Here is a 23,751-nt window from a genome sequence, read left to right on the forward strand (position 1 = left end):
TTCGGAAGATACCATGCAGCTCTCTGACTTTGATTTTCACCTGCCCGAGCGGTTGATTGCCACGCGCCCTGCGGTACCGCGGTCCTCGGCCAAGCTTTTGGTGTCGCGGCCCAGTGGGATTGTGGACAGTCGGGTGACGGAGCTCGCGTCCTTTCTGGAGCCGGGAGATCGGTTGGTCTTTAACGACACCAAAGTGATCCCGGCGCGTCTTACCGGCCAGCGTCATCGTGTGTCGGCTCAGGGTGCGACAAGCGCAAAGATCGAAGTGACCCTGTTAGAGCCACGCGAAAACGGGCGCTGGCTGGCGCTATTGAAGCCTTTGAAAAAGATTTCTGAGGGCGAGGATGTTGTGTTTTCAGATCGCCTCAAGGCGCGGCTGGTTGAGAAATCCGACGGCCAAGGGCTGCTTGAATTTGATCTAACCGGCGAGAGTTTTGAAGCAGAGCTGGATCAGGCGGGCATGATGCCCTTGCCGCCTTACATTGCCGCAAAACGCGCCACAGATGCGCAGGACAAAACCGACTATCAGACTGTTTTTGCAAAACATTCCGGGGCGGTGGCCGCGCCAACGGCGTCGTTGCATTTTGACGACGCCGTTCTGGCAAGCCTCAAGGCTCGAGGCGTCGACATGAGTTTTGTCACGCTGCATGTCGGCGCTGGAACGTTTTTGCCGGTTAAGGTTGAGGACGTGAAAACCCATAAGATGCATGCGGAGTGGGGTCGCGTGAGCGAAAAGGCGGCCTCCGAGATTGCAGAGACCAAGGCCAAGGGCGGGCGGGTGATCCCGGTGGGCACGACGGCGCTACGGTTGATCGAAAGTGCAGGCCGGGCCGGGGCGATTGCGCCTTGGGAAGGCGAGACGGATATCTTTATCTTTCCGGGCTTTGAATTTCATGTGGCCGACGCTCTGATGACGAATTTCCATTTGCCCAAATCGACCTTGATGATGCTCGTGTCGGCCCTTGCGGGACAGGGCCGCATCAAAGACGTTTATGCCCATGCGATTGCCAATGAGTACCGGTTTTTCTCATACGGGGATTCTTCGATCTTGTTTCCCAAGTAGGCGGAAACTTCGAAAGTTTCCGACGCCGATTTCTTTGAAAGAAATCGCGGGTTTGGGGCGAGGGCGCGAAACGACATCATTCAAATTGGCGTGTCGCGAATGGCTACGTAAATTTTCGCGATTCTGTTAGGGTGACCACACGCAGTAAGGAGTTTCCAAATGGGACAGGTGATTTCCAGTACATGGGCGTTGATGCTTGGCATGTTGCTGTTGATGGTTGGAAACGGTGTTCAGGGCTCTTTGCTGGGTATTCGAGGAGAGATCGAGGGATTCTCGACCGTCGAGATGTCCTTCGTCATGTCTGCTTACTTCTTGGGCTTCCTCGGGGGCTCGCGTCTTGCCCCTGAAATGATCCGCCGAGTCGGACATGTGCGGGTCTTTGCAGCCCTTGGCTCTTTTATCTCGGCTGCTCTGATTGTCTTCCCATGGCTCACCGACCCTTGGGTCTGGATGTTCTGCCGCGCGGTCATCGGCTTTGGCTTTTGCGGGGTTTATGTGACCGCAGAGAGCTGGCTCAATAATGCGGCCACCAATGAAAACCGTGGCAAGACGCTCTCGCTTTATATGTATGCGCAGGTCACCGGCATCATCGCAGCCCAGGGCCTTTTGGTTACCGCAGATCCGTCTGGCTTTGTGCTCTTTGTGATCCCGTCTATCCTGGTTTCTCTGTCTTTCGCGCCGATCCTTCTGTCAATCTCGCCCACACCGGCCTTTGAAAGCACCCACAGCATGAAGCTGACCGAGATCTTTCATGTCTCGCCTCTCGGTGTGGTCGGCATGTTCATCCTCGGCGGCATTTTCTCGGCACAGTTTGGCATGTCTGCGGTCTTTGGCTCGCAAGCCGGTCTGACCATCCCTGAAATCTCGCTCTTCATTGCGATGTTCTACATCGGCTCGGTGGTCACCCAGTACCCTATTGGGTGGTTTTCAGACCGCATGGACCGCCGCGTTGTGATTTTTACCGTTTCAGCCTTTGCAACGGCAGGTGCGGTAGTTGGGTTACTGTTTCCAGGATCTTACACACTTCTGTTGGTCGCGGCTTTCGTGGTCGGTGGCGCGACAAACCCGCTTTATTCACTGCTGATCGCGCACGCCAATGACTTCCTGTCGCGCGAGGATATGGCCTCGGCTTCCGCTGGCCTTTTGTTCGTCAACGGCTGCGGCGCGGTCCTGGGTCCAATCGCCATCGGTTGGTTGATGACCAACCTTGGCACCAGCGCTTATTTCTTATTTCTCGGGGTCTTAACCGGCATCATGGGGCTATACACCATGTACCGCATGACCAAACGTGCGGCACCGTCTGTTGAGGAAACCGGCAGCTTTGCTCCGGTTCTGCCGACCTCGACCTCGGTCGCGATGGAAGCGGCGCAGGAATATGCTCAATATTCCATCGATGAGGAGTCTGATGCACAATCCGCGAGCTAAGTATCCGCTTTGTTGCATTTTGTGACTGTTAAGACTCAAATTTTTGTGGGTAACATTTTCATGACAAAAGCCCACGAGGATAATGCCGATGTCTACGCCCGAAGAGGTCCTGAGTTTTTGGCTGGATGAATGCGAGCCAAAAGATTGGTATGTTGAGAACGCTGAGCTGGACGCGACCATACGCACGCGTTTTGAGCCCGTTTGGAACAAGGCGATGGAAGGGGGGCTTGGTCAGTGGATGGCTTATGCCTCGGGTTGCCTCGCTTATGTGATCCTGACCGATCAGTTCTCTCGCAATATGTTTCGCGGCACGGGCAAAGCTTTCGCCTCTGACTTCGCGGCCCGCGCGGTGACCAAACAAGCGATTAGCAAGGGATGGGACATGCGCATCGATATGCCGGCGCGCCAGTTCTTTTACACACCACTTCTGCACTCCGAGAACCTCTGCGATCAAGAACGCTGCGTGCGTCTGATGATGGAGCGTCTGGACAGTGACGGAAACCTTCTGCACGCCAAGGCGCACCGCGAGGTGATCCGCGAATTTGGCCGCTTCCCCTATCGCAACGAAGCGCTTGAGCGGAAGTCCACTGCGGCAGAGCTGGCTTACATCGCCAAGGGCGGCTATGGCTTCACCGTTCAGGGACTGCAAGCGCAGGCCGCCTAAAGCGTAATCACCCCAGATTTCAAACGGCCGCGCATGAAAATTGCGCGGCCGTTTCTACGTTGCACTTCTGGTCAAGGGGGCTAATCTCTTTTCAAAAGAATTTGGGAGGAACCTATGGCGGCCAAGACATTTGATGTCATCGTAGTTGGGGCTGGGCCTGGAGGATATGTCGCAGCGATACGTGCGGCGCAGCTGGGCTTGAACGTGGCCGTTGTAGAACGCGAGCATCTGGGCGGCATCTGTCTGAACTGGGGCTGTATTCCGACCAAAGCGCTCTTGCGGTCTGCCGAAGTCTTTCACCTGATGAATCATGCCAAGGATTACGGGCTTGGTGCAACTGGTGTGAGCTATGATCTGGATGCTGTGGTCAAACGCTCGCGCGGGGTCGCAAAGCAGCTAACAGGTGGCGTGGGCCACCTGCTGAAGAAAAACAAAGTGACCGTCGTGATGGGCGAGGCGACGCTGCCTGCTAAGGGCAAAGTCTCGGTCAAAACCGACAAGGGCACTGAGGAGCTTGCGGCCAAGCATATCATTCTCGCCACCGGCGCACGGGCGCGCGAGCTGCCGGGGCTTGAGGCCGATGGGGATCTCGTCTGGACCTATAAACATGCTCTGCAACCGCCGCTCATGCCAAAGAAGCTTTTGGTGATTGGATCGGGCGCAATCGGGATCGAATTCGCGAGTTTCTACAACACGCTTGGGTCTGACACGACGGTGGTTGAGGTCATGGACCGCGTGCTGCCGGTCGAGGATGCCGAGATTTCCGCCTTTGCGAAGAAAGCCTTCGTCAAACAGGGCATGACGATCATGGAGAAAGCCATGGTCAAACAGCTCGATCGTGGCAAGGGTAAGGTGACAGCCCATATTGAAACCGGCGGTAAGGTCGAAAAGCACGAGTTTGATACCGTGATCTCTGCCGTTGGCATCGTCGGCAATGTCGAAGGGCTGGGGCTTGAGGCTTTGAGCGTCAAGATCGACCGCACCCATGTTGTGACCGACGAATACTGCCGCACCGGTGTCGACGGGCTTTACGCCATCGGAGATATCGCAGGCGCGCCTTGGCTTGCCCATAAGGCCAGCCACGAAGGCGTTATGGTGGCCGAGATGATCGCAGGCGGCCACCCGCATCCGGTGAAACCGGAGAGCATCGCGGGCTGTACCTATTGCCATCCGCAGGTCGCCTCGGTTGGCTTCACAGAGGCCAAGGCGAAAGAGGCAGGCTATGACGTCAAGGTCGGGCGCTTCCCCTTTGTCGGCAACGGCAAGGCAATCGCTTTGGGCGAGCCTGAAGGCATGGTGAAAACCGTCTTTGACGCCAAGACCGGAGAGCTCTTGGGCGCGCATATGGTGGGCGCTGAGGTGACCGAGATGATCCAGGGTTATGTGGTGGGCCGTCAGCTTGAAACCACCGAGGAGGATTTGATGAACACGGTCTTCCCGCATCCGACCCTGTCTGAGATGATGCATGAGAGCGTTCTGGACGCCTATGATCGCGCAATTCACTTCTAGATGCGGAATTCATACCTCTAAAAGTCTGAAATTCATACCAAGGATGACCCTCATACCATGCCAAGCTTGAACCGCATTGTCATGAACCGCCGCAGCCGCGCGATCCTTAAGGAAATCGGCACTCAAGACCTTGATATCGCAGAGATTTCAGGGCAGTGGGGCAAGAGCCTACCTGCGCGGTCCTACGTGCAATATATGCATCGCGAGCATGACATCTGCAAAGGGCCGGTGACCTATGCGGACGGCACGGTTCTGAAATACGATCTGATCCTCGCCAACCAAGTCTGGGAGCATCTGGACCGCCCTTACAAGGCCACCCAGCACGTCCTCGAGATGCTGCGCCCCGGCGGGTATTTCTGGCTGGCCGTGCCGTTTCATATTCCGTTTCACCCAGCGCCGCATGACTGCACGCGCTGGTCTCCGAGGGGCTTGCGGAATTTCCTGATCGAATGCGGTTTTCCACCGGCGGATATCAAGGCTGCAGGCTGGGGTAACCGCGCGGCGGCGGCTCGGAATTTGGAAGAGGTCTGGCCGCCGGAATATAACCGGGATGAGGATAATCTGGAGAATGATCCTCAGTTTCCGATTGTGACCTGGGCTTTGGCGCGGAAGGCGTAACGCGAGCCGGTCCGACGCGGGGCACGGCGGGCCTTCGGCCCGTGACGCCTTGTCGTCGTGTCAAAAACTGGCAGCAATGCGCCTGCGATTCATTTGTTCACTAAATGTTCACATTTTCTGCTTGGCGTTTTTACCTGCGCGGACTATCTCTGGAGAATGCGAACTTGGGGGCCAGAATGGCTGAGCTAAAGAACATCGAGGTGCGCGGCGCGCGCGAGCATAATCTGAAGTCCATCGACGTGGATATCCCGCGCGATCAGCTGGTAGTGATCACCGGGCTTTCGGGCTCGGGCAAGTCCTCGCTGGCCTTTGACACGATCTACGCCGAAGGGCAGCGCCGCTACGTCGAGAGCCTCTCGGCCTATGCGCGCCAGTTCCTTGATATGATGGAAAAGCCCGATGTGGATCACATCGCTGGGCTGTCTCCGGCGATCTCGATTGAGCAGAAGACCACGTCCAAGAACCCGCGTTCGACTGTGGGCACGGTCACTGAGATCTATGACTATATGCGGCTGTTGTTTGCCCGCGTCGGCACGCCCTATTCGCCCGCCACCGGGCTGCCGATTGAGGCGCAGCAGGTGCAGGATATGGTCGATCGGATCATGGGGCTTGAGGAGGGTACCCGCGGCTATCTGTTGGCGCCGATTGTGCGGGACCGGAAGGGCGAGTATCGCAAAGAATTCCTAGAACTGCGTAAGCAGGGCTTTCAACGGGTGAAGGTCGATGGGGCGTTTTACGAGCTCGACGAGCCGCCCACTTTGGATAAGAAGTTCCGCCATGACATTGACGTGGTGGTCGACCGTCTGGTCGTGCGCGAAGGCATGGAAACGCGGTTGGCGGACTCTCTGCGCACCGCGCTTGATCTGGCCGATGGCATCGCGATTTTGGAGACCGCACCCAAGGATGCGGAGCCTGAACGCATTACTTTCAGCGAGAATTTTGCCTGTCCGGTCAGTGGGTTCACCATCCCCGAGATCGAACCGCGTCTGTTTTCGTTCAACGCGCCTTTTGGGGCCTGTCCCGATTGCGACGGCCTAGGCAAAGAGCTGTTCTTTGATGAACGCCTCGTGGTGCCCGATGCGACGTTGAAGGTTTACGACGGGGCGCTGGCACCGTGGCGGAAGGGGAAGTCTCCGTATTTCCTTCAGACCATCGAAGCTCTCGCCAAACATTATGAGTTTGACAAAAACACCCCGTGGAAAGACCTCGCGCCGCATATTCAGCAGGTGTTCCTCTATGGCTCGGGCAACGAGGAGATCGACTTCCGCTACGATGAGGGCGGGCGGGTCTATCAGGTCTCTCGCGTCTTTGAAGGTGTCATTCCGAATATGGAACGGCGCTATCGTGAGACGGATTCCAACTGGATCCGCGAGGAATTTGAACGTTATCAGAACAACCGTCCTTGTGGGACGTGTGAAGGTTACCGCCTGCGGCCGGAGGCGCTCGCGGTTAAGATCGCAGATCGGCATATCGGGCAGGTGGTGGAACTCTCGATCCGCGAGGCGTTGGCCTGGATCGAAGACGTGCCGAACCATTTGACGCAACAGCGTCAGGAAATCGCCCGCGCGATTGTGAAAGAGATCCGCGAGCGGCTTGGGTTCCTGAACAATGTGGGCCTTGAATATCTGACGCTCTCGCGGAATTCGGGCACTTTGTCTGGCGGCGAGAGCCAGCGGATCCGGTTGGCCAGCCAGATTGGTTCGGGTCTGACCGGCGTGCTTTACGTGTTGGATGAGCCATCCATCGGCCTCCACCAACGCGACAATGACCGCCTGCTGGGCACGCTCAAAAACCTACGCGATCAGGGCAATACGGTGATTGTGGTGGAGCATGACGAAGAGGCGATCCGTGAGGCGGATTACGTCTTTGATATCGGTCCGGGTGCCGGGGTGCATGGCGGGCAGGTGGTCAGCCACGGCACGCCGCAAAAGATCCAGAAGGATAAGAAATCCATTACAGGTCAGTATCTTGCGGGCACGCGCGAGATCGCTGTGCCGGCGGAGCGGCGCGAGGGGAATGGTAAGTTTCTGGAGGTGGTGAAGGCTTCGGGTAATAACCTGAAGGACGTTAGCGCCAAGTTCCCGCTGGGCAAATTTGTCTGTGTGACGGGTGTCTCGGGTGGCGGGAAATCAACGCTGACGATTGAGACCCTGTTCAAGACCGCCTCCATGCGTTTGAACGGCGCCCGCCAGACGCCGGCGCCTTGTGAGACCATCAAGGGGCTGGAGCATCTCGATAAGGTCATCGACATCGACCAGCGCCCGATCGGGCGGACGCCACGCTCGAACCCTGCAACTTATACCGGGGCCTTCACGCCCATCCGCGACTGGTTTGCGGGGCTGCCAGAGGCCAAAACGCGCGGCTATAAACCGGGGCGGTTCAGTTTCAACGTCAAAGGCGGGCGTTGTGAGGCCTGTCAGGGCGATGGGGTCATCAAGATCGAGATGCACTTCCTACCTGACGTCTATGTCACCTGCGAAACCTGTAACGGCGCGCGCTACAATCGCGAGACCTTGGAGATCAAGTTCAAAGGCAAATCCATTGCCGATGTGCTCGATATGACCGTCGAAGACGCGCAGGACTTCTTTAAGGCCGTGCCAAGCATTCGCGACAAGATGGACGCGCTGATGCGGGTGGGCTTGGGCTATATCAAGGTTGGCCAGCAGGCGACGACGCTGTCGGGCGGTGAGGCGCAACGGGTGAAGCTGTCGAAGGAATTGGCGAAGCGCTCGACGGGGCGCACGCTTTATATTCTTGATGAGCCGACCACGGGGTTGCATTTTGAGGACGTGCGTAAGCTCTTGGAAGTGCTGCATGAATTGGTGGATCAGGGCAATACGGTTGTTGTGATTGAGCATAACCTCGACGTCGTTAAAACCGCGGATCATATCATCGATATCGGCCCTGAGGGTGGCGATGGCGGTGGTACGATTGTGGCCGAGGGCACGCCTGAAGAGGTCGCCGAGGTCGAGGCCAGCCACACAGGGCGCTACCTTAAGCCGATGCTGAAGGGTGCCTTGGTGGCGGCGGAATAAGTGGGTTGAACGCGGGTCATATCCATAGGCGGTCATTTATCGTTAAGAGCGGTGCGGCTCTTGTTGGGTCTGTATCGGGTATTGCCTTAGCGGGCGCTGCGCTCCCTTTGCGGATGGCACAGGCGCAGGAGGCGGGCGTGGCCTTGCGCGCGCATAATCTGGCGCTAGCGGTGCAACCCAAACAGCATATTCAGTGTCGCTCGACAGAGGATGTGGCGCGCGCCGTCAAAGACGTCACAGCGCGTGGGACACCATTTTCGATATATTCCAGTGGCCATTGTTTTGCAGGTTTTTCTCTCGGCAAGGAGGCTGTTATCGACGTGAGCCCCATGTCTCAGATCGAAGTGGACCGTGCGCGCGTGACGGCTGGGCCGGGAACGCAGGTTGGCGCTTTGACGCGGGCCTTGGGGGCTGCGGGGCGTATGTTGCCGATGGGGTTTTGCCAGACAGTGGCGCTTGGCGGGCATTTGGGGTGTGGCGGCATTGGGCATCTGAGCCGGTCGCACGGGTTGCTGGCGGATCAGTTGGAGGCCGCGACGGTTGTCTTGGCTGATGGGGAGGTGGTGACGGCCAGTGAGGACAGCCATCCCGATCTCTTCTGGGCTTTGCGCGGTGGCGGTCCGGGCAGCTTTGGGATTGTGACCGAAATGACATTCCGCACACTGCCTGACCGTCCTGCGACCCATATTTCTGCATTGGTGCGTCTGCCCGTGGCTGAGGCCGCACGCGTGGCTGCAGCTTGGCAAGGCTGGTCTATGCAACTGCCGGAGGCCGTGGCGACGACGCTTGAGGTCTTTTCGCCGGATTTTGAGACCATCCAATTGCGCCTTGCAGTGATTGCGTCTGAAGACAGCTCGGATCTGCGCAGTGCAATTGTTGGATTTATGTCTGCCGTGCCATGGCTGGAGGCGCCTAAAGTGACGCAGGGGCTCTATTCACAATTGGCCGATGTTTTTTGGCCGCGGGATTACTACCCGTCAGAGGCGCTGGCGTACGGAGCCGCTTTTGCCGAGACCCGGACCAATGTAAACGTCTGGGCTGCGATGTTCACGCAAGTGGTCCAGCAGAAAGCGCCCCGGCAACATCTGTTCATTGAACGGCTTGGGGGTGCCATCGCGCGCGTTTCATCGAAAGCCACAGGTTACGCGCATCGGGATGCTGCCTTTCTATGGCAGATAGAAGGGCGATTTAACCGGCTGCATGACAAAGAGGAACAGACCCAAGCAGTGGAGGATCTTACCCAGATCCTGCGGCGCTCGACAGGCGGGGCGTCTTATGCAGGATACCCAAACCCACGGCTTGCCGACTGGCCCACAGCCTATTGGGGCGAGAACTATGCGCGCCTGCAGCAAGTGAAGTCCGCCTATGATCCGGGCAATGTGTTTGCCCACTCGCAATCTGTGCGCCCGGCCTGAAACAAAAAAGCCGCCCGAGTTTGGGCGGCTTTTGTAAGGGTTGAGGTCGTGGTCAGAAACTGACCTCCCATTTCATTTCGATACCTCGGTCAAACACGTCAGAGCGCGTCTTGCCGTAATCGATATCCACCGTCAGGTAACCCATGCCGACCTGTCCCGACAGTCCAACGCCCAAACGCCCATAGGCGAAACGGTCGGTTGCCGCCAAAGTGGATTGGGTCGACTTGCCATCTACGCCGACGCGCAAATGCGGCGTCAGACCGGAATTCCCCATTTCCTGCAGCGCGGTGATTTGCGCACCGAGACTCACCGTGTAGCTGGTGATCTTATTGGCCGCGATGGCGCCGTAGGCCGGCTGGCTTTCTTGGAAAGCTCTCAGGTCGAAGTAGGGCGCAATGTAGGGCGCGTTTGCCAAGGCGTCCCCATTTGCCGAAAGGCCGATCGACCAGCGGGTCGAGGTGAAATTGCCCGCCGTGGTCTCATACTGTGGCCGCGCGAAGGTTAGGAAACCGTCGATAAGCATGCCCTCTGAGCGGCGTGCGAAATAAGGGCCGACAGCGACAGAGGTCTGCTTTGCGGTCGTTGTGCCGTCAGACAGGTCTGTCCGACCATAGCCAACGAGCAAGCCGACCATGGTGTTGGCGTCGATGAACCGGTCAAGGCCGCCAACGAAATCAAAGGAGTCCCCGACGTGTGAATCGCTGTACTTGCGATACTCGACCGAGGCCCAGGCGTTCCAGTCCGCGTCATTCAGCCCTGCACCTTGGGTCGAGATGAACAAAGAGTTGCGGTTGACCGAGGTGCCATTCGCGTTGTCGAACTTTGATTGCGCGTTTTGGCTGTTGCCGTCTGCAATCGCGTTGGTCTGGCTGTTACCGCTGATCTGGCCGGTGATATTGCCATCGGTGCTGGCAGCGGTGGCAGGAGCCGCACAAGTAAACGTGGTTGAGCCTGTGAGATCAACTCTGGGGGAAAGGCTGCCGTCGCCGGTAATAGTCAAGGCACCGTTCTCTGCAGTGCCTGAAAACGTATAGGTGGCAGACGCGCGGGCAACCCCGACCTGAGCCGTTCCTGAGGTTTGCGTCCACGACACCACCTCGCCGGTCACCAAACCTGAGATAGTAAAAGCACTACCCGCAATGACAACAAGTGGTGTGGTTGCTAGTCCAGAACAGGTTTGAGTTGGAATGGCACCCCCTGCTTGGCCCATCGTTGGCAAGGCCAGTAAGAGCGCTCCAATTTTAAGAAATTTGCGCATTGTTTCCCCGTTTCCCAAAAATTTGTTAATTTTCCCGCGGCCAAATAAGCACGAAACGTCGTGTAACCGCAGGAAATTTAACGTTTTGTTAATTCATTTTGAGCGGGTGTATCTAATTGTAGACAGATCAGACCATGTCGACTTGCAGTTTTTCTTGTTGTCGCAGCACCGGCGAGATCAGCGCAATCAAGAAGACTGTGTTCAAGATCCCGTTCATCCATGCGCCCACAATCAGCGAGCCGGTCGTATCAATCACGAACCAAGCGATGACTGAGGATAGGATCATGCGGCGGCCCAAGAGGGGATCTTTGACGTAGACTTCGGTCGTGACCTGCCACAGCAACACGCAGAACCCAAAGAAAATGCCTGCTGAGATCGCGGTCAGCACTTCCTCCGTGTCTCGACTAAGGCTTTGTGCGCCGTCCAAGGGCATATGGACGAGGTCGAGAAAGAAACTCATGACTTCGCGTAGCGGGGTGAAGAGGCTCGCGAACATGAAAAGCGCGACGCCAGCGCTGGCGATGATGGTGATCTTGAGGGATTTTATGCGTTTGTCGTGGGTCATGGTGACCTCCTTTTGCAGTGATGCGCTTTTGTGGCCGCACCGTGGAGGGCAAAACAATTACCTATGAGGTAAGTGAAATCATGTCGGGTTTTGGTAAGGTGGCCGTAAGAGGAGGCCGCCTATGGAACAGAGCTTTGGAACCGTCCTGAAAGAATGGCGGCAGATCCGGCGGATGAGTCAGTTGGATCTGGCGAGCGAGGCAGGGGTCTCGGCGCGGCATGTGTCGTTTCTGGAAACCGGGAGGTCTCAGGCCAGTCGCGGGATGGCGTTACGGCTGTCAGAGGTTCTGCAGATGCCCTTGGCTGAGAGCAATCGGTTGTTGACGGCTGGGGGGCTTGCGCCTGCTTACGGACAGCGCGCGGCGGCGGATGAAGAGCTTGCGCCGCTGGAAACCGCGATGCGTTGGACATTGGACAATCACGCGCCGTATCCGGCGATGGCTTTGGATCGGCATTGGAAGCTGGTGGCTTTGAATGGTCCTGCACGGATGTTTCTGGGGCCGATGGGGTTGGCGGAAGGCGATAGTCTGATTGAGGCCATGCTGGATCGCGAGGACCTGAGGGCGGCGATCGAGAATATCGAAGAGGTAGAATACCAGATCCTCTCACGCCTGCGGGTGGAACTGGCGCATTTGGGGCGGGATGCGGTTCTGAGCGGGTTGATTGAACGGCTGAGCGCGCGGGTCGAAGGCTATGTCCCGCCTGCGCAAAGCCCGGTTATACTGGCGACGCGTTATAGGATGGGCGGGGTCACTTTGTCTTTGTTTTCAACGATTTCGCAGTTTGGCGGGATCGGCGAGATTGCTTATTCAGACATCAAGATCGAACAGCTTTTTCCAGCAGATGAGCAAACCCGCGCGGTGTTGATGGCGATGGCGGGGCAGTGACCCCGCCGGTGTTATTATCCCCGACCACGCTTCTCAAAGCGCGGTAGCATGGCCGAGAAATCCATGCCTTGGCCGTCCTCACTTTCAACGAATTGCGCATAGAGATCGGTTGCGATTTGGCCCATAGGGGTGTCGGCATCGGCGGACTCTGCGGCCTGTTGCGACAGGCGCAGATCCTTGAGCATGAGGTCTGCGGCAAAGCCCGGTTGATATGCGTTGTCGGCAGGGCTCTTTGGGCCGACGCCGGGGGCAGGGCAGTAGGCGTTCATGGTCCAGCTGTAGCCTGAGGAGGTCGACACGACGTCAAACATCTTTTGACGGTCGAGCCCTAGTTTATCGGCCAAAGCAAATGCTTCGCAGGTGGCAATCATGGTCACGCCAAGGATCATATTGTTGCAGATCTTGGCGGATTGGCCCGCGCCAGAGGCCCCGCAGTGGACCGCCTTTTGGCCCATGATCTCAAACAGCGGCGCGGCCTTGGCAAAGCCCGCATTCGAGCCGCCAGCCATAAAGGTCAGCGTGCCGCCAGCCGCACCTCCGACACCGCCGGAGACGGGTGCGTCGACGGCCAGAAGGCCTGCGGCTTCGGCTTGCTCGGCGACCGCTTTGGCGCTGTCGACATCGACGGTTGAGCAATCCACATGGGCTGCGCCTTTGGTCATTGCAGGTAGGATCTCATCGGCGACGGTGCGCAGGATCTGGCCGTTGGGCAGCATGGTGATGACGACGTCCGCGCCTGTGGCGGCGGCTGCGGCGCTGTCGACCAGGGTGACGCCTTCGATGGCGACATCCGCCATGTCAAAGCCTGTCACCTCATGGCCCGCTTTCGCGAGATTGGCCGCCATGGGGCCGCCCATATTGCCCAATCCGATGAACCCGATCTTCATGCCGTCTCTCCCTTTTCAAATGTCAGTTTTTCCGCGCCCAGAGGCATCAGCATTTTCATTACCATCGCGGCCGGAGGGTTATCCAGCGTATGTGTCCATTGTGGATTGCGGTCTTTGTCGATGATCGCAGCGCGGATGCCTTCGACGAACTCGCCGGATTCACCAGAGCGATAGGTGAAGCGGAACTCTTGTTCCAGCGAGGGGCGGATGTTGTCAAAGGCGCGGCCTCGGCGGATGATTTCAAGGCCGCAGGCCATCGAGAGCGGCGAGTTGCGACCCAAGGCTTTGAGCGTTTTGGCGGCGAATTCACTGTCCTCGGATTTGAGGGAATTCACGATGTCCAAAAGCGTCGCGCCTGCGAAATGTCGATTTATATCAGAGAGATGTCCGGTGATCTTGCCTTGTGTGGGCTCGGAGGACGCTGCGTCGATCAGGCTGTAGTCGCCAGTCTCTTCAAGCTGTGCAATGAGTGCGGGCCACTGGTCTTCTGGGATGTAGTAGTCGGCAAAACCTGCGGTGATCGCGTCGCCTGCGTCCATGCGCGCGGCGGTCAGGCCGAGGTATTCCCCCATGTGGTCTGGTGCTTTGGCGAGGATATAGCTGCCGCCGACGTCGGGGACCAATCCGATGCCGACCTCGGGCATGGCGATCTGGCAGGTGTCTCCCACGACGCGGTGGCTGCCGTGGCACCCTACGCCGACGCCACCGCCCATTGTGAAGCCTTGCAGGAAGGTGGCGACGGGTTTGGGGAACTCGAACATCTTGGCGTTCATGCGGTATTCGTCGCGCCAGAATTTGCGGCCGTAGTTATAGTTGCCGGCCTTGGCCGTGTCATACATCTCTTGAATGTCGCCGCCGGCGCAAAAAGCGCGGTCGCCTTCCGCGTCGATGACAAGCATTTTGATACTGTCGTCCGTCGCCCAGGCGTCCAGTGCGTCCTCAATCGCGAGGCACATCTTGTAGGAGAGCGCATTCAGCGCCTTGGGACGGTTTAGGGTGATACGGCCCGTCTGGCCGATTTTGCGGATGTGGATGTCGGTCATATTTACTCTGCAATCATCTGACGTGACACGATCAGACGCATGATCTCATTGGTGCCCTCAAGGATTTGATGCACGCGCAGGTCTCGGACGATTTTCTCTATGCCGTAGTCGGCGAGATAGCCGTAGCCGCCATGCAATTGCAGGCAGCCATTGGCGACCTCAAAGGCCACGTCCGTGACCATGAGTTTCGCCATGGCGCAATGTTTGGTGGCGTCTGGGGCTTTGTGGTCCAGTTTCCAGGCGGCTTGGCGCAGGAAGACGCGCGCGGCCTGAAGTTTGGTTTCAAACTCGGCGAGGCGGAATTGCAGGGCTTGAAATTGGTTGATGGATTTTCCGAAAGCCTTGCGTTCGCTCATATATTGCACGGTTGCGTCTAGGGCTGCTTGAGCGCCGCCCAAGGCGCCTGCAGAGATGTTGAGGCGGCCACCGTCGAGGCCTGCCATGGCATAGGAAAACCCTCGGCCCTCGTCTCCGACGCGGTTCTCGGCGGGCACTTTGCAGTCGTCGAATTGCACCTGAGAGGTCGGTTGATTGAGCCAACCCATCTTCTTTTCGAGCGCTCCGAAAGAGAGGCCCGGCGTGCCGTCCTCGACCACGACGGTTGAGATGCCTTTGGGGCCGTCCTCGCCCGTGCGGCACATGACGACATAGGCGTCTGAATAGCTGCCGCCGGAGATAAACGCTTTGGTGCCGTTGAGCACATAGTCGGCGTTGGTTTTCTCGGCGCGGGTTTTGAGGGCTGAGGCGTCAGAGCCGGACCCCGGTTCGGTCAGGCAATAGGAGAAGACCTTGTTCATGGCGCAGAGGTCGGGGAGGAATTTGTCCTTGAATGCGTCAGAGCCGAAAGAATTCAACATCCCGCCACACATATTGTGGATCGACAGGAAGGAGCCGACTGAGGGGCAGGACATCGCCAGCGCTTCAAAGACCAGCGTACCATCCAGACGCGAAAGGGCCGAGCCGCCGTATTTCTCGTCCACATAAAGTCCGCCAAAGCCAAGTTCTGCGAGCTTGGGCCAAAGGTCTTTGGGGATTGATCCCGCAGCGTCCCAGTCGCGCGCGAAGGGGGCGATATGTTCTTCGCCAAAGCCTTTCGCCATGTCGAAAATTAAGGTTTGCTCTTCACTTAGTGCAAAGTCCATTCGGGCCTCCCATTCCACAATTGAACTCTCGTTCAATTATAAAATCCTTACAGAACTATGTCAGGCGCAAAAGTAGTTTAGATCGTCACGTCACTTTTGCAAAAAACGCCCCGGATTTTCAGGATCCGGAGCGTTTCTTTGTTTTTAAACCGATGCTTAGTCCATCGCTTTGAAGTTGAACTCGCCGCCTTCCTTGATGCCTGACGGCCAACGAGAGGTTACGGTTTTGGTGCGCGTATAGAATTTGAATGCATCCGGGCCGTGCTGGTTGAGATCGCCAAAGACGGATTTCTTCCAGCCGCCAAAGGTGTGATAGGCCAGCGGCACAGGGATCGGAACGTTAATACCGACCATGCCGATATTGATGCGGTTGGCGAAATCACGCGCCGTGTCTCCGTCGCGGGTAAAGATCGCGGTACCATTGCCGTATTCGTGGTCCATCGCGAGGCCGAGCGCCTCTTCATACGAACCAGCACGGACGGTGGACAGAACTGGGCCAAAGATCTCGGTCTTATAGATATCCATGTCAGGCGTCACGCGGTCAAAGAGATGCGCGCCGACGAAAAAACCCTCTTCATAGCCCTGCAGCGAGAAGTCACGCCCATCGACCACCAGTTCCGCCCCCTGATCGACACCGGTTTGCACCAGCCGCAGGATGTTTTCTTTGGCCTGAGCCGTCACAACGGGGCCGTAGTCCACATCATCACCCGAGGTATAGGGGCCGACTTTCAGCTTTTCGATCCGGGGGACCAGTTTTTCGATGAGCCTATCAGCGGTCTCTTCGCCCACAGGCACGGCCACAGAAATCGCCATACAACGTTCACCCGCCGCGCCATAGCCCGCGCCAACCAGAGCGTCTGCGGCCTGATCCAGATCCGCATCCGGCATGATGATCATGTGGTTTTTCGCGCCGCCAAAGCACTGCACGCGTTTGCCCTGCGAACAACCGGTGCCGTAGATATATTCTGCAATCGGGGTCGAGCCCACAAAGCCGATGGATTGCACCGTGTCATTGTAAAGCATCGCGTCTACGGCTTCTTTGTCGCCATTGACCACCTGCAGGATGCCCTTTGGCAAGCCCGCTTCTTCGATCAGTTCAGCCAGCATCAGAGGCACAGAAGGATCACGCTCGGACGGCTTCAGGATAAAGGCGTTGCCGCAGACAATTGCTGGCGCAAACATCCACATTGGGATCATCGCCGGGAAGTTGAACGGGGTGATGCCGCCCGTGACGCCCAGAGGCTGACGCAGGGAATACATGTCGATGCCGGGGCCTGCGCTGTCGGTGAATTCACCCTTCAGCATCTGAGGCGCGCCGATGCAATATTCCACGACCTCAAGACCACGCTGAATGTCTCCTTTGGCGTCAGGGAAGGTCTTGCCGTGCTCGCGGCTGAGCGCTTCGGCGAGCTTGTCCATATCGCGGTTCAGCAGGTCGACGAATTTCATCATGACGCGCGCGCGACGCTGCGGGTTGGTGGCGCCCCAAGCGGGCTGTGCGGCGGCGGCGATTTCGACCGCTTGATTGAATTCCTCGGCATTGGCCAGAGGCACCTTGGCCTGAACCTCGCCGGTGGCCGGGTTGAACACATCGGCAAAGCGCCCGGAAGTGCCTTTGACGTGTTCGCCGTTAATGTAATGAGTCAGTTCCTGCATGGGACTCTCCTGCATCTCCAAATTTCCCGCACAGTGTGCACTTGCAATTTCACACGATAAAGCGGAAATATCACATTTATGTTTTGCAAAAATGCAAAAGAGGTGCGGCTTTGGATCTGAAATGGGATGACTTGCGGGTGTTTCTGGCGGTGGCGCGGGATGAAAGCCTGAGCAAGGCGGGCAAACGCTTGCGGATTGACCCGGCCACAGTCGGGCGGCGCATAGCCCGGCTTGAGGCGGGCTATGGCGCGCCTCTGTTTGGCAAGTCTCCGACGGGCTATGCGCTGACAGATCGCGGGGAGCGCCTCATGGAGCACGCGATCCGAATTGAGCAATCCGTGGCCGCCGCAAACGAAGAGCTGAGTGGTCAAACCGAAGGCTTAACAGGGCAGGTCAGAGTAGGGGCGCCGGATGGTTCGGCGAATTTCCTGCTGCCTCAGGTCTGCGCGCAAATCGCGCGGGACAATCCGGAACTGGAAATTCAGATCGTGGCTTTGCCGCGTGTGATTAACCTGTCCAAACGTGAAGCGGATTTTGTGATCGCCGTCAGCCCTCCGACCGCAGGACGCATGATCGTGCAAAAGATTTCGGACTATCATCTGAGCCTTGCGGCCTCTGAGGATTATTTGGCCCAAAGCGCGCCTATTGCGCGGGTAGAGGACGTCAAAGACCACATGGTCGTGGGCTATATCCCGGATATGATCTTTGACAAGGAACTCGACTATTTGTCTGAAATCGGGATTGAATCGCCTGATCTGGCGTCAAACTCGGTCTCTGTTCAGATCAATTGGATCCATCAGGGCGGTGGTTTGGGCTTTGTGCATGACTTTGCACTTCCGCTCTATCCCAATGTGAAACGGATCCTGTTGGATCAAGTGCGGCTGACGCGCAGTTTCTACTTGGTGCGCCATGAAGATGACAAACGACTGGAACGGATGAACCGTTTTGCTGATGCCCTCAGCGAGGGTTTGCGCCGGGAAGTGACGCGACTGGAAGCGCTCGCTTGACATTTTATTGCGCTGGCAACACGCTGAGCTTACGGAAAGTTTTAGTACGGAGGCGTTTCTGAATGCTCGTTCAACAGATTCTCAAGTCAAAAGGCGATACAGGGGTTGTGACGGTTTCACCGGGAAGTTTGGTGCAGGATGCGGCCAAAATTCTGGCAGAGAAACGGATCGGGACCGTTGTCATCTCTGGCGACGGGAAGACGGCGGACGGGATCCTGTCGGAACGCGATATCGTGCGTGACCTTGCTGCGCGTGGTGCGGCCTGTATGGAAGATAAGGTCGACAACCTGATGACGTCCGATTTGGTCACCTGTGGTCTGACGGACAGCGCGGACTCGGTTCTGGAAAAGATGACCGAAGGGCGTTTTCGTCACATGCCAGTGGTCGAAGGCCGTGACATGGTTGGCCTTGTAACGCTGGGCGACGTTGTCAAAGCGCGACTCTCCGAACTTGCAATGGAGAAAGATGCCCTCGAAGGCATGATCATGGGGCATTAAGTCGGAATTTTGCGAGACTACACTGACGTTCCGTAAAACTTCGGGACCCTTGTCGGAAGGCTTGCAAAACGTCGCGCAATATTGTTGCGTGCCGCAAGACTAATTCGGAGCATTCTCATGCGCACAGGACTCTACCCCGGCACCTTTGATCCCGTCACTCTGGGACATATCGATATTATCCGGCGGGCTGCTGTTTTGGTGGACCGTCTGGTGATCGGCGTTGCGATCAACCGCGACAAGGGGCCTTTGTTCTCGCTTGAGGAACGTGTGGCCATGATCGAAGCGGAATGCGCGAAACTGTCGGCAGAGACAGGGACAGAGATCGTCGCGCATCCCTTTGAGAACCTTTTGATCGATTGCGCCAAGGATGTTGGGGCGCAGATTATTGTGCGTGGTCTGCGGGCTGTGACAGATTTTGAGTATGAATATCAGATGGTTGGGATGAATCGTGCGCTCGATGACAGCATCGAGACGGTGTTCCTCATGGCCGATCTCAAGCATCAGGCGATTGCCTCAAAACTGGTCAAGGAAATCGCGCGCTTGGGGGGCGACATTAGCAAGTTCGTGACACCAGCGGTCAAAGACGCGGTCCAAGCCCGGATGGGATAATTAGGGGCCATTTCCCCTTGCGTGCGGGGGGCGTGTCTTTAGGGTATCCGCAGGTTAACGAGCGAAGAGGATACCGATGAGCGGTTTGCTGGCCCTTTTGGATGACGTTGCAGGGATCGCCAAAGTCGCGGCCTCTTCACTAGACGATGTCGCGTCTCAGGCGCTGAAGGCTGGCTCCAAGGCCGCTGGTGCGGTAATTGATGATGCCGCGGTGACTCCGAAGTATGTGGCGGGCTTTGAAGCGAGCCGAGAGCTGCCGATCATCTGGCGCATTGCGCGGGCCTCTTTCCGCAATAAGCTGCTGATCCTGCTGCCGATTGGCCTTCTGTTGGCCAATTTCGCCCCCTGGATGATAGCGCCTCTGCTGATGCTCGGCGGGGCTTATTTGTGCTTTGAAGGGGCCGAGAAGATCTATCATCTGATCGTACCACATCATGAAGATCATAAGGATCACCACGAAGCGCCTGTAGATGCGGCCATGCTGGAAGAACAGCGGGCCTCAGGCGCGATCAAAACCGATTTCATTCTGTCTGCTGAGATCATGACCATCGCTTTGGCGGCAGTGCCTGCGAGCACCTTCTGGATGGAAGCGGCGACTTTGGCTTTGGTGGCGATTGGGATCACGATTGCGGTCTATGGCTCGGTTGCGTTGATCGTGAAAGCCGATGATGTGGGGCTTTGGTTGTCTCAGAACGGGCGGCTTGGGCTGACACGTGCTGCGGGTAGGGGCCTTGTGCGGGGCATGCCGCATTTTATGCGCCTGCTGACGATTGTGGGCACGGCGGCGATGCTTTGGGTCGGTGGCTCGATCATCGTGCATGCGCTGAAGGAAATGGGCTTTGGGGGGCTTGGGTATCTCATTCACGGATGGGCCCATTCCGTGGCTGTGATGGTGCCAGAAGCTTGGCAAGGGTTCACCGAGTGGTTTGCGACTGCGACGCTCGACGGGATACTTGGCCTGGCGCTTGGGTTCATTCTGATCCCGATTGGCACTCGGTTTGTGACGCCGATTTGGAAGGCGGCGACGGGGGTGTTCTCCAGGTCTTAGGTCTTCGCTAGTGGAGGCCGTGGGAGCCTCCGGCGGGGATACTTCTGGCAAGAGAAAAAGGTGGTGGAACGAAAAAGGGCGGCCCGAGAGGAGCCGCCCTTTGTTGTGATATGTCACGCGCTTAGAGCATCGCTTTGACGTTGGCGACCACATTGTCTGCGGTGATGCCGAACTTTTCAAAGAGCTCGCCTGCAGGAGCAGAAGAGCCGAAGCTGTCCATGCCCACGAAGGCTGCTTTGTTTTCGCGACCACGCTCGCCCAAGAGCCAGCGGTCCCAGCCGTGGCGTACGCCTGCTTCGATGCCAACGCGGACTGGACCTGCGGGCAGGACCTTGCGGCGGTAGCTTTCGTCTTGCTGAGCAAAGAGCTCCATGCAGGGCATAGAGACCACGCGGGTGCCAATGCCTTCGGCTTCGAGTTTTTCGCGGGCGTCCATGGCGACAGAGACCTCAGAGCCGGTCGCGATCAGGATCGCTTGGCGTTTGCCGGTGGCTTCGGCCAGAACGTAAGCGCCTTGTTCGGTGAGGTTCTTCAGCTTGTGTTCGGTCCGCACGGTTGGCAGGTTCTGACGGGTCAGAGACATGACCGATGGGGTGGTCTTGCTGGTGGCGGCGATTTCCCAGGCTTCTGCGGTTTCAACAGTGTCTGCCGGACGGAAGACGTAGGTGTTTGGCGTGGAACGGGAAATGGCGCAATGTTCGACCGGCTGGTGGGTCGGGCCGTCTTCGCCAACGCCGATGGAGTCATGGGTCATGACAAAGACCGTTGGGATCTTCATCAGGGCCGCCAGACGCATTGCAGGGCGCGCATAATCAGTGAAGGCCATGAAGGTGCCGCCGTAAGGGCGCAGGCCGCCGTGCAGCGCGATGCCGTTCATCGCCGAGGCCATACCGTGCTCGCGGATACCCCAGTAGATGTAGCGACCGCTGCGGTTGTTGGTTTCAAACATGCCGAGGTCATCGGTCTTGGTGTTGTTTGAGCCAGTGAGGTCAGCCGAGCCGCCCACGGTTTCCGGCATCACAGCGTTGATCGCTTGCAGCGCCATTTCCGAGGACTTGCGGGTCGCGACTTTGGGCTGATCCTCAGAGACCTGCTTCTTCAGGGCTTTGATGGTGGCCGAGAGCTTTTTCGGCGCATCGCCCGCCAGAGCACGGTTGAATTTCGCTTGTTTCTGAGTGGAGGCCTCTGCAAAGCGTGCTTCCCATGCTTCGCGTTCGGATACACCGCGTGCGCCGATGGCTTCCCATTGGGATTTGATGTCCGCAGGGACTTCGTATTCACCGCCGGTCCAGCCCCAGATCTCTTTGGCGGCTTTGGCTTGGTCCGCGTCGGTCAGAGCGCCGTGACCTTTAGAGGTGTCTTGCGCCGCGTGGCCCAAAGCGATGTGGGTTTTGCAGGCGATCATGCTTGGCTTTTTGGATTTTTTAGCCGCGATGATGGCCGCGTCGATGGCCTCTGGGTCATGGCCGTCGATTTCCTGCACATGCCAGCCCGAGGCTTTGAAGCGCTGCACCTGGTTGGTTTTGTCAGACAGTTCAACCGTGCCGTCGATGGTGATGTTGTTGTTGTCCCAGAAGACGATCAGCTTGCCAAGATTGTGACGACCCGCGATGCCAATGGCCTCTTGGGAGACGCCCTCCATCAGGCAGCCGTCGCCGGCGATCACATAGGTGTGGTGGTCGACCAGTTTCTTACCGTATTGCGCGCGCAGGATTTCTTCGGCGATGGCAAAGCCGACGGAATTGGCGATACCCTGCCCAAGCGGGCCGGTGGTGGTTTCAACTGCATCCAGTAGGAAGTTTTCCGGGTGACCCGCTGTCAGCGATCCCATCTGACGGAAATTCTTGATCTGATCCAGTGTGACCTGTTGGTCGCCGCACAGATAGAGCAGGGAGTAGATCAGCATCGAACCGTGGCCTGCAGACAGGATAAACCGGTCGCGATCTGGCCAGGTCGGGTTTTTTGCGTCAAATTTCAGGTGCTTCTCAAACAGCACAGTGGCGACGTCTGCCATGCCGATCGGCATGCCGGTGTGGCCAGAGTTGGCCCCTTTGACGGCATCCAGGGCAAGGGCGCGAATGGCGGTGGCCTTCATCCAGTGGTCAGGATTTTTGGCTTTAAGTGCAGCGATGTCCACGGGGATCTATCCTCTTTCTTGGGCGCTTTACGTCTAGGGTTGAGAGGCTCAATAGCAGGGTTACGTATAAGATCAAGCGCCGCCGCCAAGTCCTTGATGTTAAAGGGGCAGCATTTTGGTTTTTCATTAGGTAAACTCGCAGACACCGCTCGATTCGGCCTTTGATATGTTTGCGTTAACATTTCGGGGCGTCGCGTGGGTGGGCAGGCCCGAGGGTACATCGGGCGTTGAACTGGGTGAAACGACGTGAAGAAGAATGGGGGCGCGGGATGACCGATATTGCTGATTTGGAAAATCGGCTGTCAGCGGCCATGGATCGGATTGCAACGGGGCTGAACCAGTTGGGCGATGCCCCGGCGGCGGCCAGTGGTGATCAAAGTGGCGATCAATCAGAAGAAATTGCAGCGCTGAAAGCGGCTCTGGAAGAAGAGCGCACCGCGAATGCGCAGCTTGAGGCGCGGGTGAAGGCTCTGACAGCGGCGGCTGAGGCACGGGCCTCGGGCGACACCGACGGCGAGGTGGCCGCGGTCACCGGCGCGCATCAGCAAGAGATCGAGGCGATCCGCGATGCGGCCGCCGAGGAACGCGCGGCCTGGGCGGGGCTTAACCAGCGTCTGGTGCGGCTGCGGCGGTCTAATAAGTTGATGCGCTCGAACACGCTGGCGCTGCGTCAGGCGGCGGCGGATATGGTTGTGGATCCCGAACTGATCAACAATTCGCTGCAAGTGGAACTGGATGCCGCTATTGCTGCGCAGGAACTGGAACGCGCTGAGGCGGATGTGATCATCAAGACCTTGATGCCAATGGTGAAAACCGGAACGGAGGGCGCGTAATGCCAGAAGTCGATATCAGCATTGGCGGCCGGAATTTTGAAGTGGCCTGCCAAGAGGGCGAACAGCATTTCCTGCGCTCTGCGGCCAAGATGTTGGATGATGAGGCGCGGGTGCTGACGTCTCAGATCGGGCGCATCCCTGAAGCGCGGATGTTGTTGATGTCCGGTCTGATGCTGGCGGATAAATCCGCGGGCATGGAAGACCGGATGCGCGAGCTTGAGGCCAAGGTGGCTGAGCAAGAAGAAGAACTGGCGCGTCTGCGCTCGGCCCCTGCGCATATCGAGCGGGTCGAGGTGCCGGTGGTACCAGCGACGACGCGCGATGCCATGGCGGAACTGGCGGCGCGGGCCGAGGCCTTGGCAGCGCAGGTTGAGGAGAAGGTGGGGTAGCGGGAGTAACGAATAGTCCGATCTATTACTAGTTTGTTAGTTTAGCGATCGTCTGCTTCGGGCCC

The 23,751-nt window shown here is 57.7% G+C and carries 21 protein-coding genes; 14 read left to right on the forward strand and 7 right to left on the reverse strand.

Going from position 1 to position 23,751, the window contains the following annotated elements:
* The first annotated feature begins 13 nt into the window (after positions 1–13).
* The 7 genes from queA (at position 14) to WG622_RS01330 (ending at position 9,729) form a co-directional block, all read left to right on the forward strand.
* Positions 14–1,063 (forward strand): tRNA preQ1(34) S-adenosylmethionine ribosyltransferase-isomerase QueA, encoded by a 1,050-nt coding sequence (gene queA, locus WG622_RS01300; RefSeq protein WP_339401940.1) that lies wholly within the window; start codon positions 14–16, stop codon positions 1,061–1,063.
* Positions 1,064–1,222: 159 nt separating this feature from the next.
* Positions 1,223–2,488 (forward strand): MFS transporter, encoded by a 1,266-nt coding sequence (locus WG622_RS01305; protein ID WP_339401941.1) that lies wholly within the window; start codon positions 1,223–1,225, stop codon positions 2,486–2,488.
* Positions 2,489–2,576: 88 nt separating this feature from the next.
* Positions 2,577–3,152, forward strand: coding sequence for a DUF924 family protein (locus tag WG622_RS01310; RefSeq protein WP_339401942.1), 576 nt, complete (start codon positions 2,577–2,579; stop codon positions 3,150–3,152).
* A 114-nt stretch (positions 3,153–3,266) separates the two neighbouring features.
* Positions 3,267–4,661, forward strand: coding sequence for a dihydrolipoyl dehydrogenase (gene lpdA / locus WG622_RS01315; protein ID WP_339401943.1), 1,395 nt, complete (start codon positions 3,267–3,269; stop codon positions 4,659–4,661).
* 57 nt (positions 4,662–4,718) lie between these two features.
* Positions 4,719–5,279, forward strand: coding sequence for a class I SAM-dependent methyltransferase (locus tag WG622_RS01320; RefSeq protein WP_339401944.1), 561 nt, complete (start codon positions 4,719–4,721; stop codon positions 5,277–5,279).
* A 176-nt stretch (positions 5,280–5,455) separates the two neighbouring features.
* Positions 5,456–8,314 carry an excinuclease ABC subunit UvrA gene (uvrA, locus tag WG622_RS01325; RefSeq protein WP_339401945.1) on the forward strand — a complete coding sequence of 953 codons (2,859 nt, stop codon included), beginning with the start codon at positions 5,456–5,458 and terminating at the stop codon, positions 8,312–8,314.
* A 137-nt stretch (positions 8,315–8,451) separates the two neighbouring features.
* Complete coding sequence (locus WG622_RS01330; protein ID WP_339401946.1) at positions 8,452–9,729, forward strand: FAD-binding oxidoreductase; 1,278 nt, start codon at positions 8,452–8,454, stop codon at positions 9,727–9,729.
* A 52-nt stretch (positions 9,730–9,781) separates the two neighbouring features.
* Here WG622_RS01330 and WG622_RS01335 read toward each other — a convergent pair whose 3' ends face one another.
* The gene (locus WG622_RS01335) at positions 9,782–10,987 is read right to left on the reverse strand and encodes an autotransporter domain-containing protein (RefSeq protein ID WP_339401947.1); all 1,206 of its coding nucleotides are present in this window, start codon (positions 10,985–10,987) and stop codon (positions 9,782–9,784) included.
* Between the two features lie 127 nt (positions 10,988–11,114).
* Positions 11,115–11,552, reverse strand: a complete 438-nt coding sequence (locus tag WG622_RS01340) for an excinuclease ABC subunit A (RefSeq protein ID WP_339401948.1) — start codon at positions 11,550–11,552, stop codon at positions 11,115–11,117.
* 121 nt (positions 11,553–11,673) lie between these two features.
* On the opposite strand from WG622_RS01340, the gene WG622_RS01345 reads away from it, so the two are divergent.
* Entirely contained in the window at positions 11,674–12,438 is a 765-nt protein-coding gene (locus WG622_RS01345) for an MmyB family transcriptional regulator (protein WP_339401949.1), read from the forward strand.
* Positions 12,439–12,452: 14 nt separating this feature from the next.
* On the opposite strand, the gene mmsB is transcribed toward WG622_RS01345, so the two are convergent.
* From mmsB to WG622_RS01365, 4 genes are all read right to left on the reverse strand, one after another.
* The gene (gene mmsB, locus WG622_RS01350; protein ID WP_339401950.1) at positions 12,453–13,325 is read right to left on the reverse strand and encodes a 3-hydroxyisobutyrate dehydrogenase; all 873 of its coding nucleotides are present in this window, start codon (positions 13,323–13,325) and stop codon (positions 12,453–12,455) included.
* Positions 13,322–14,368 (reverse strand): enoyl-CoA hydratase/isomerase family protein, encoded by a 1,047-nt coding sequence (locus WG622_RS01355; RefSeq protein WP_339401951.1) that lies wholly within the window; start codon positions 14,366–14,368, stop codon positions 13,322–13,324. Before WG622_RS01355 ends, mmsB begins: the two co-directional genes overlap by 4 nt.
* A 2-nt stretch (positions 14,369–14,370) precedes the next feature.
* Positions 14,371–15,510, reverse strand: coding sequence for an acyl-CoA dehydrogenase family protein (locus WG622_RS01360; RefSeq protein ID WP_339401952.1), 1,140 nt, complete (start codon positions 15,508–15,510; stop codon positions 14,371–14,373).
* 156 nt (positions 15,511–15,666) lie between these two features.
* Positions 15,667–17,166 (reverse strand): CoA-acylating methylmalonate-semialdehyde dehydrogenase, encoded by a 1,500-nt coding sequence (locus WG622_RS01365; RefSeq protein ID WP_339401953.1) that lies wholly within the window; start codon positions 17,164–17,166, stop codon positions 15,667–15,669.
* 110 nt (positions 17,167–17,276) lie between these two features.
* Between WG622_RS01365 and WG622_RS01370 the strand changes: the two genes are divergently transcribed.
* From WG622_RS01370 to WG622_RS01385, 4 genes are all read left to right on the forward strand, one after another.
* The gene (locus WG622_RS01370; protein WP_339401954.1) at positions 17,277–18,173 is read left to right on the forward strand and encodes a LysR family transcriptional regulator; all 897 of its coding nucleotides are present in this window, start codon (positions 17,277–17,279) and stop codon (positions 18,171–18,173) included.
* A gap of 62 nt (positions 18,174–18,235) precedes the next feature.
* Complete coding sequence (locus WG622_RS01375; protein ID WP_209356131.1) at positions 18,236–18,670, forward strand: CBS domain-containing protein; 435 nt, start codon at positions 18,236–18,238, stop codon at positions 18,668–18,670.
* Positions 18,671–18,787: 117 nt separating this feature from the next.
* Positions 18,788–19,279 carry a pantetheine-phosphate adenylyltransferase gene (gene coaD / locus WG622_RS01380; protein WP_339401955.1) on the forward strand — a complete coding sequence of 164 codons (492 nt, stop codon included), beginning with the start codon at positions 18,788–18,790 and terminating at the stop codon, positions 19,277–19,279.
* A 76-nt stretch (positions 19,280–19,355) separates the two neighbouring features.
* Positions 19,356–20,327 (forward strand): DUF808 domain-containing protein, encoded by a 972-nt coding sequence (locus WG622_RS01385; protein ID WP_339401956.1) that lies wholly within the window; start codon positions 19,356–19,358, stop codon positions 20,325–20,327.
* A gap of 121 nt (positions 20,328–20,448) precedes the next feature.
* On the opposite strand, the gene tkt is transcribed toward WG622_RS01385, so the two are convergent.
* The gene (tkt, locus tag WG622_RS01390) at positions 20,449–22,422 is read right to left on the reverse strand and encodes a transketolase (protein WP_438839014.1); all 1,974 of its coding nucleotides are present in this window, start codon (positions 22,420–22,422) and stop codon (positions 20,449–20,451) included.
* Positions 22,423–22,733: 311 nt separating this feature from the next.
* Here tkt and WG622_RS01395 point away from each other — a divergent pair, with 311 nt between their 5' ends.
* Together WG622_RS01395 and WG622_RS01400 are read left to right on the forward strand one after the other, a co-directional pair.
* Positions 22,734–23,297, forward strand: a complete 564-nt coding sequence (locus WG622_RS01395) for a hypothetical protein (RefSeq protein ID WP_339401958.1) — start codon at positions 22,734–22,736, stop codon at positions 23,295–23,297.
* On the forward strand, positions 23,297–23,686 hold the full coding sequence (locus WG622_RS01400; RefSeq protein WP_339401959.1) for a cell division protein ZapA: 390 nt from the start codon (positions 23,297–23,299) through the stop codon (positions 23,684–23,686). Before WG622_RS01395 ends, WG622_RS01400 begins: the two co-directional genes overlap by 1 nt.
* Positions 23,687–23,751: the final 65 nt, after the last annotated feature.

Source organism: Cognatishimia coralii (assembly GCF_037478305.1).
GTDB classification, from domain to species: Bacteria; Pseudomonadota; Alphaproteobacteria; order Rhodobacterales; family Rhodobacteraceae; genus Cognatishimia; species Cognatishimia coralii.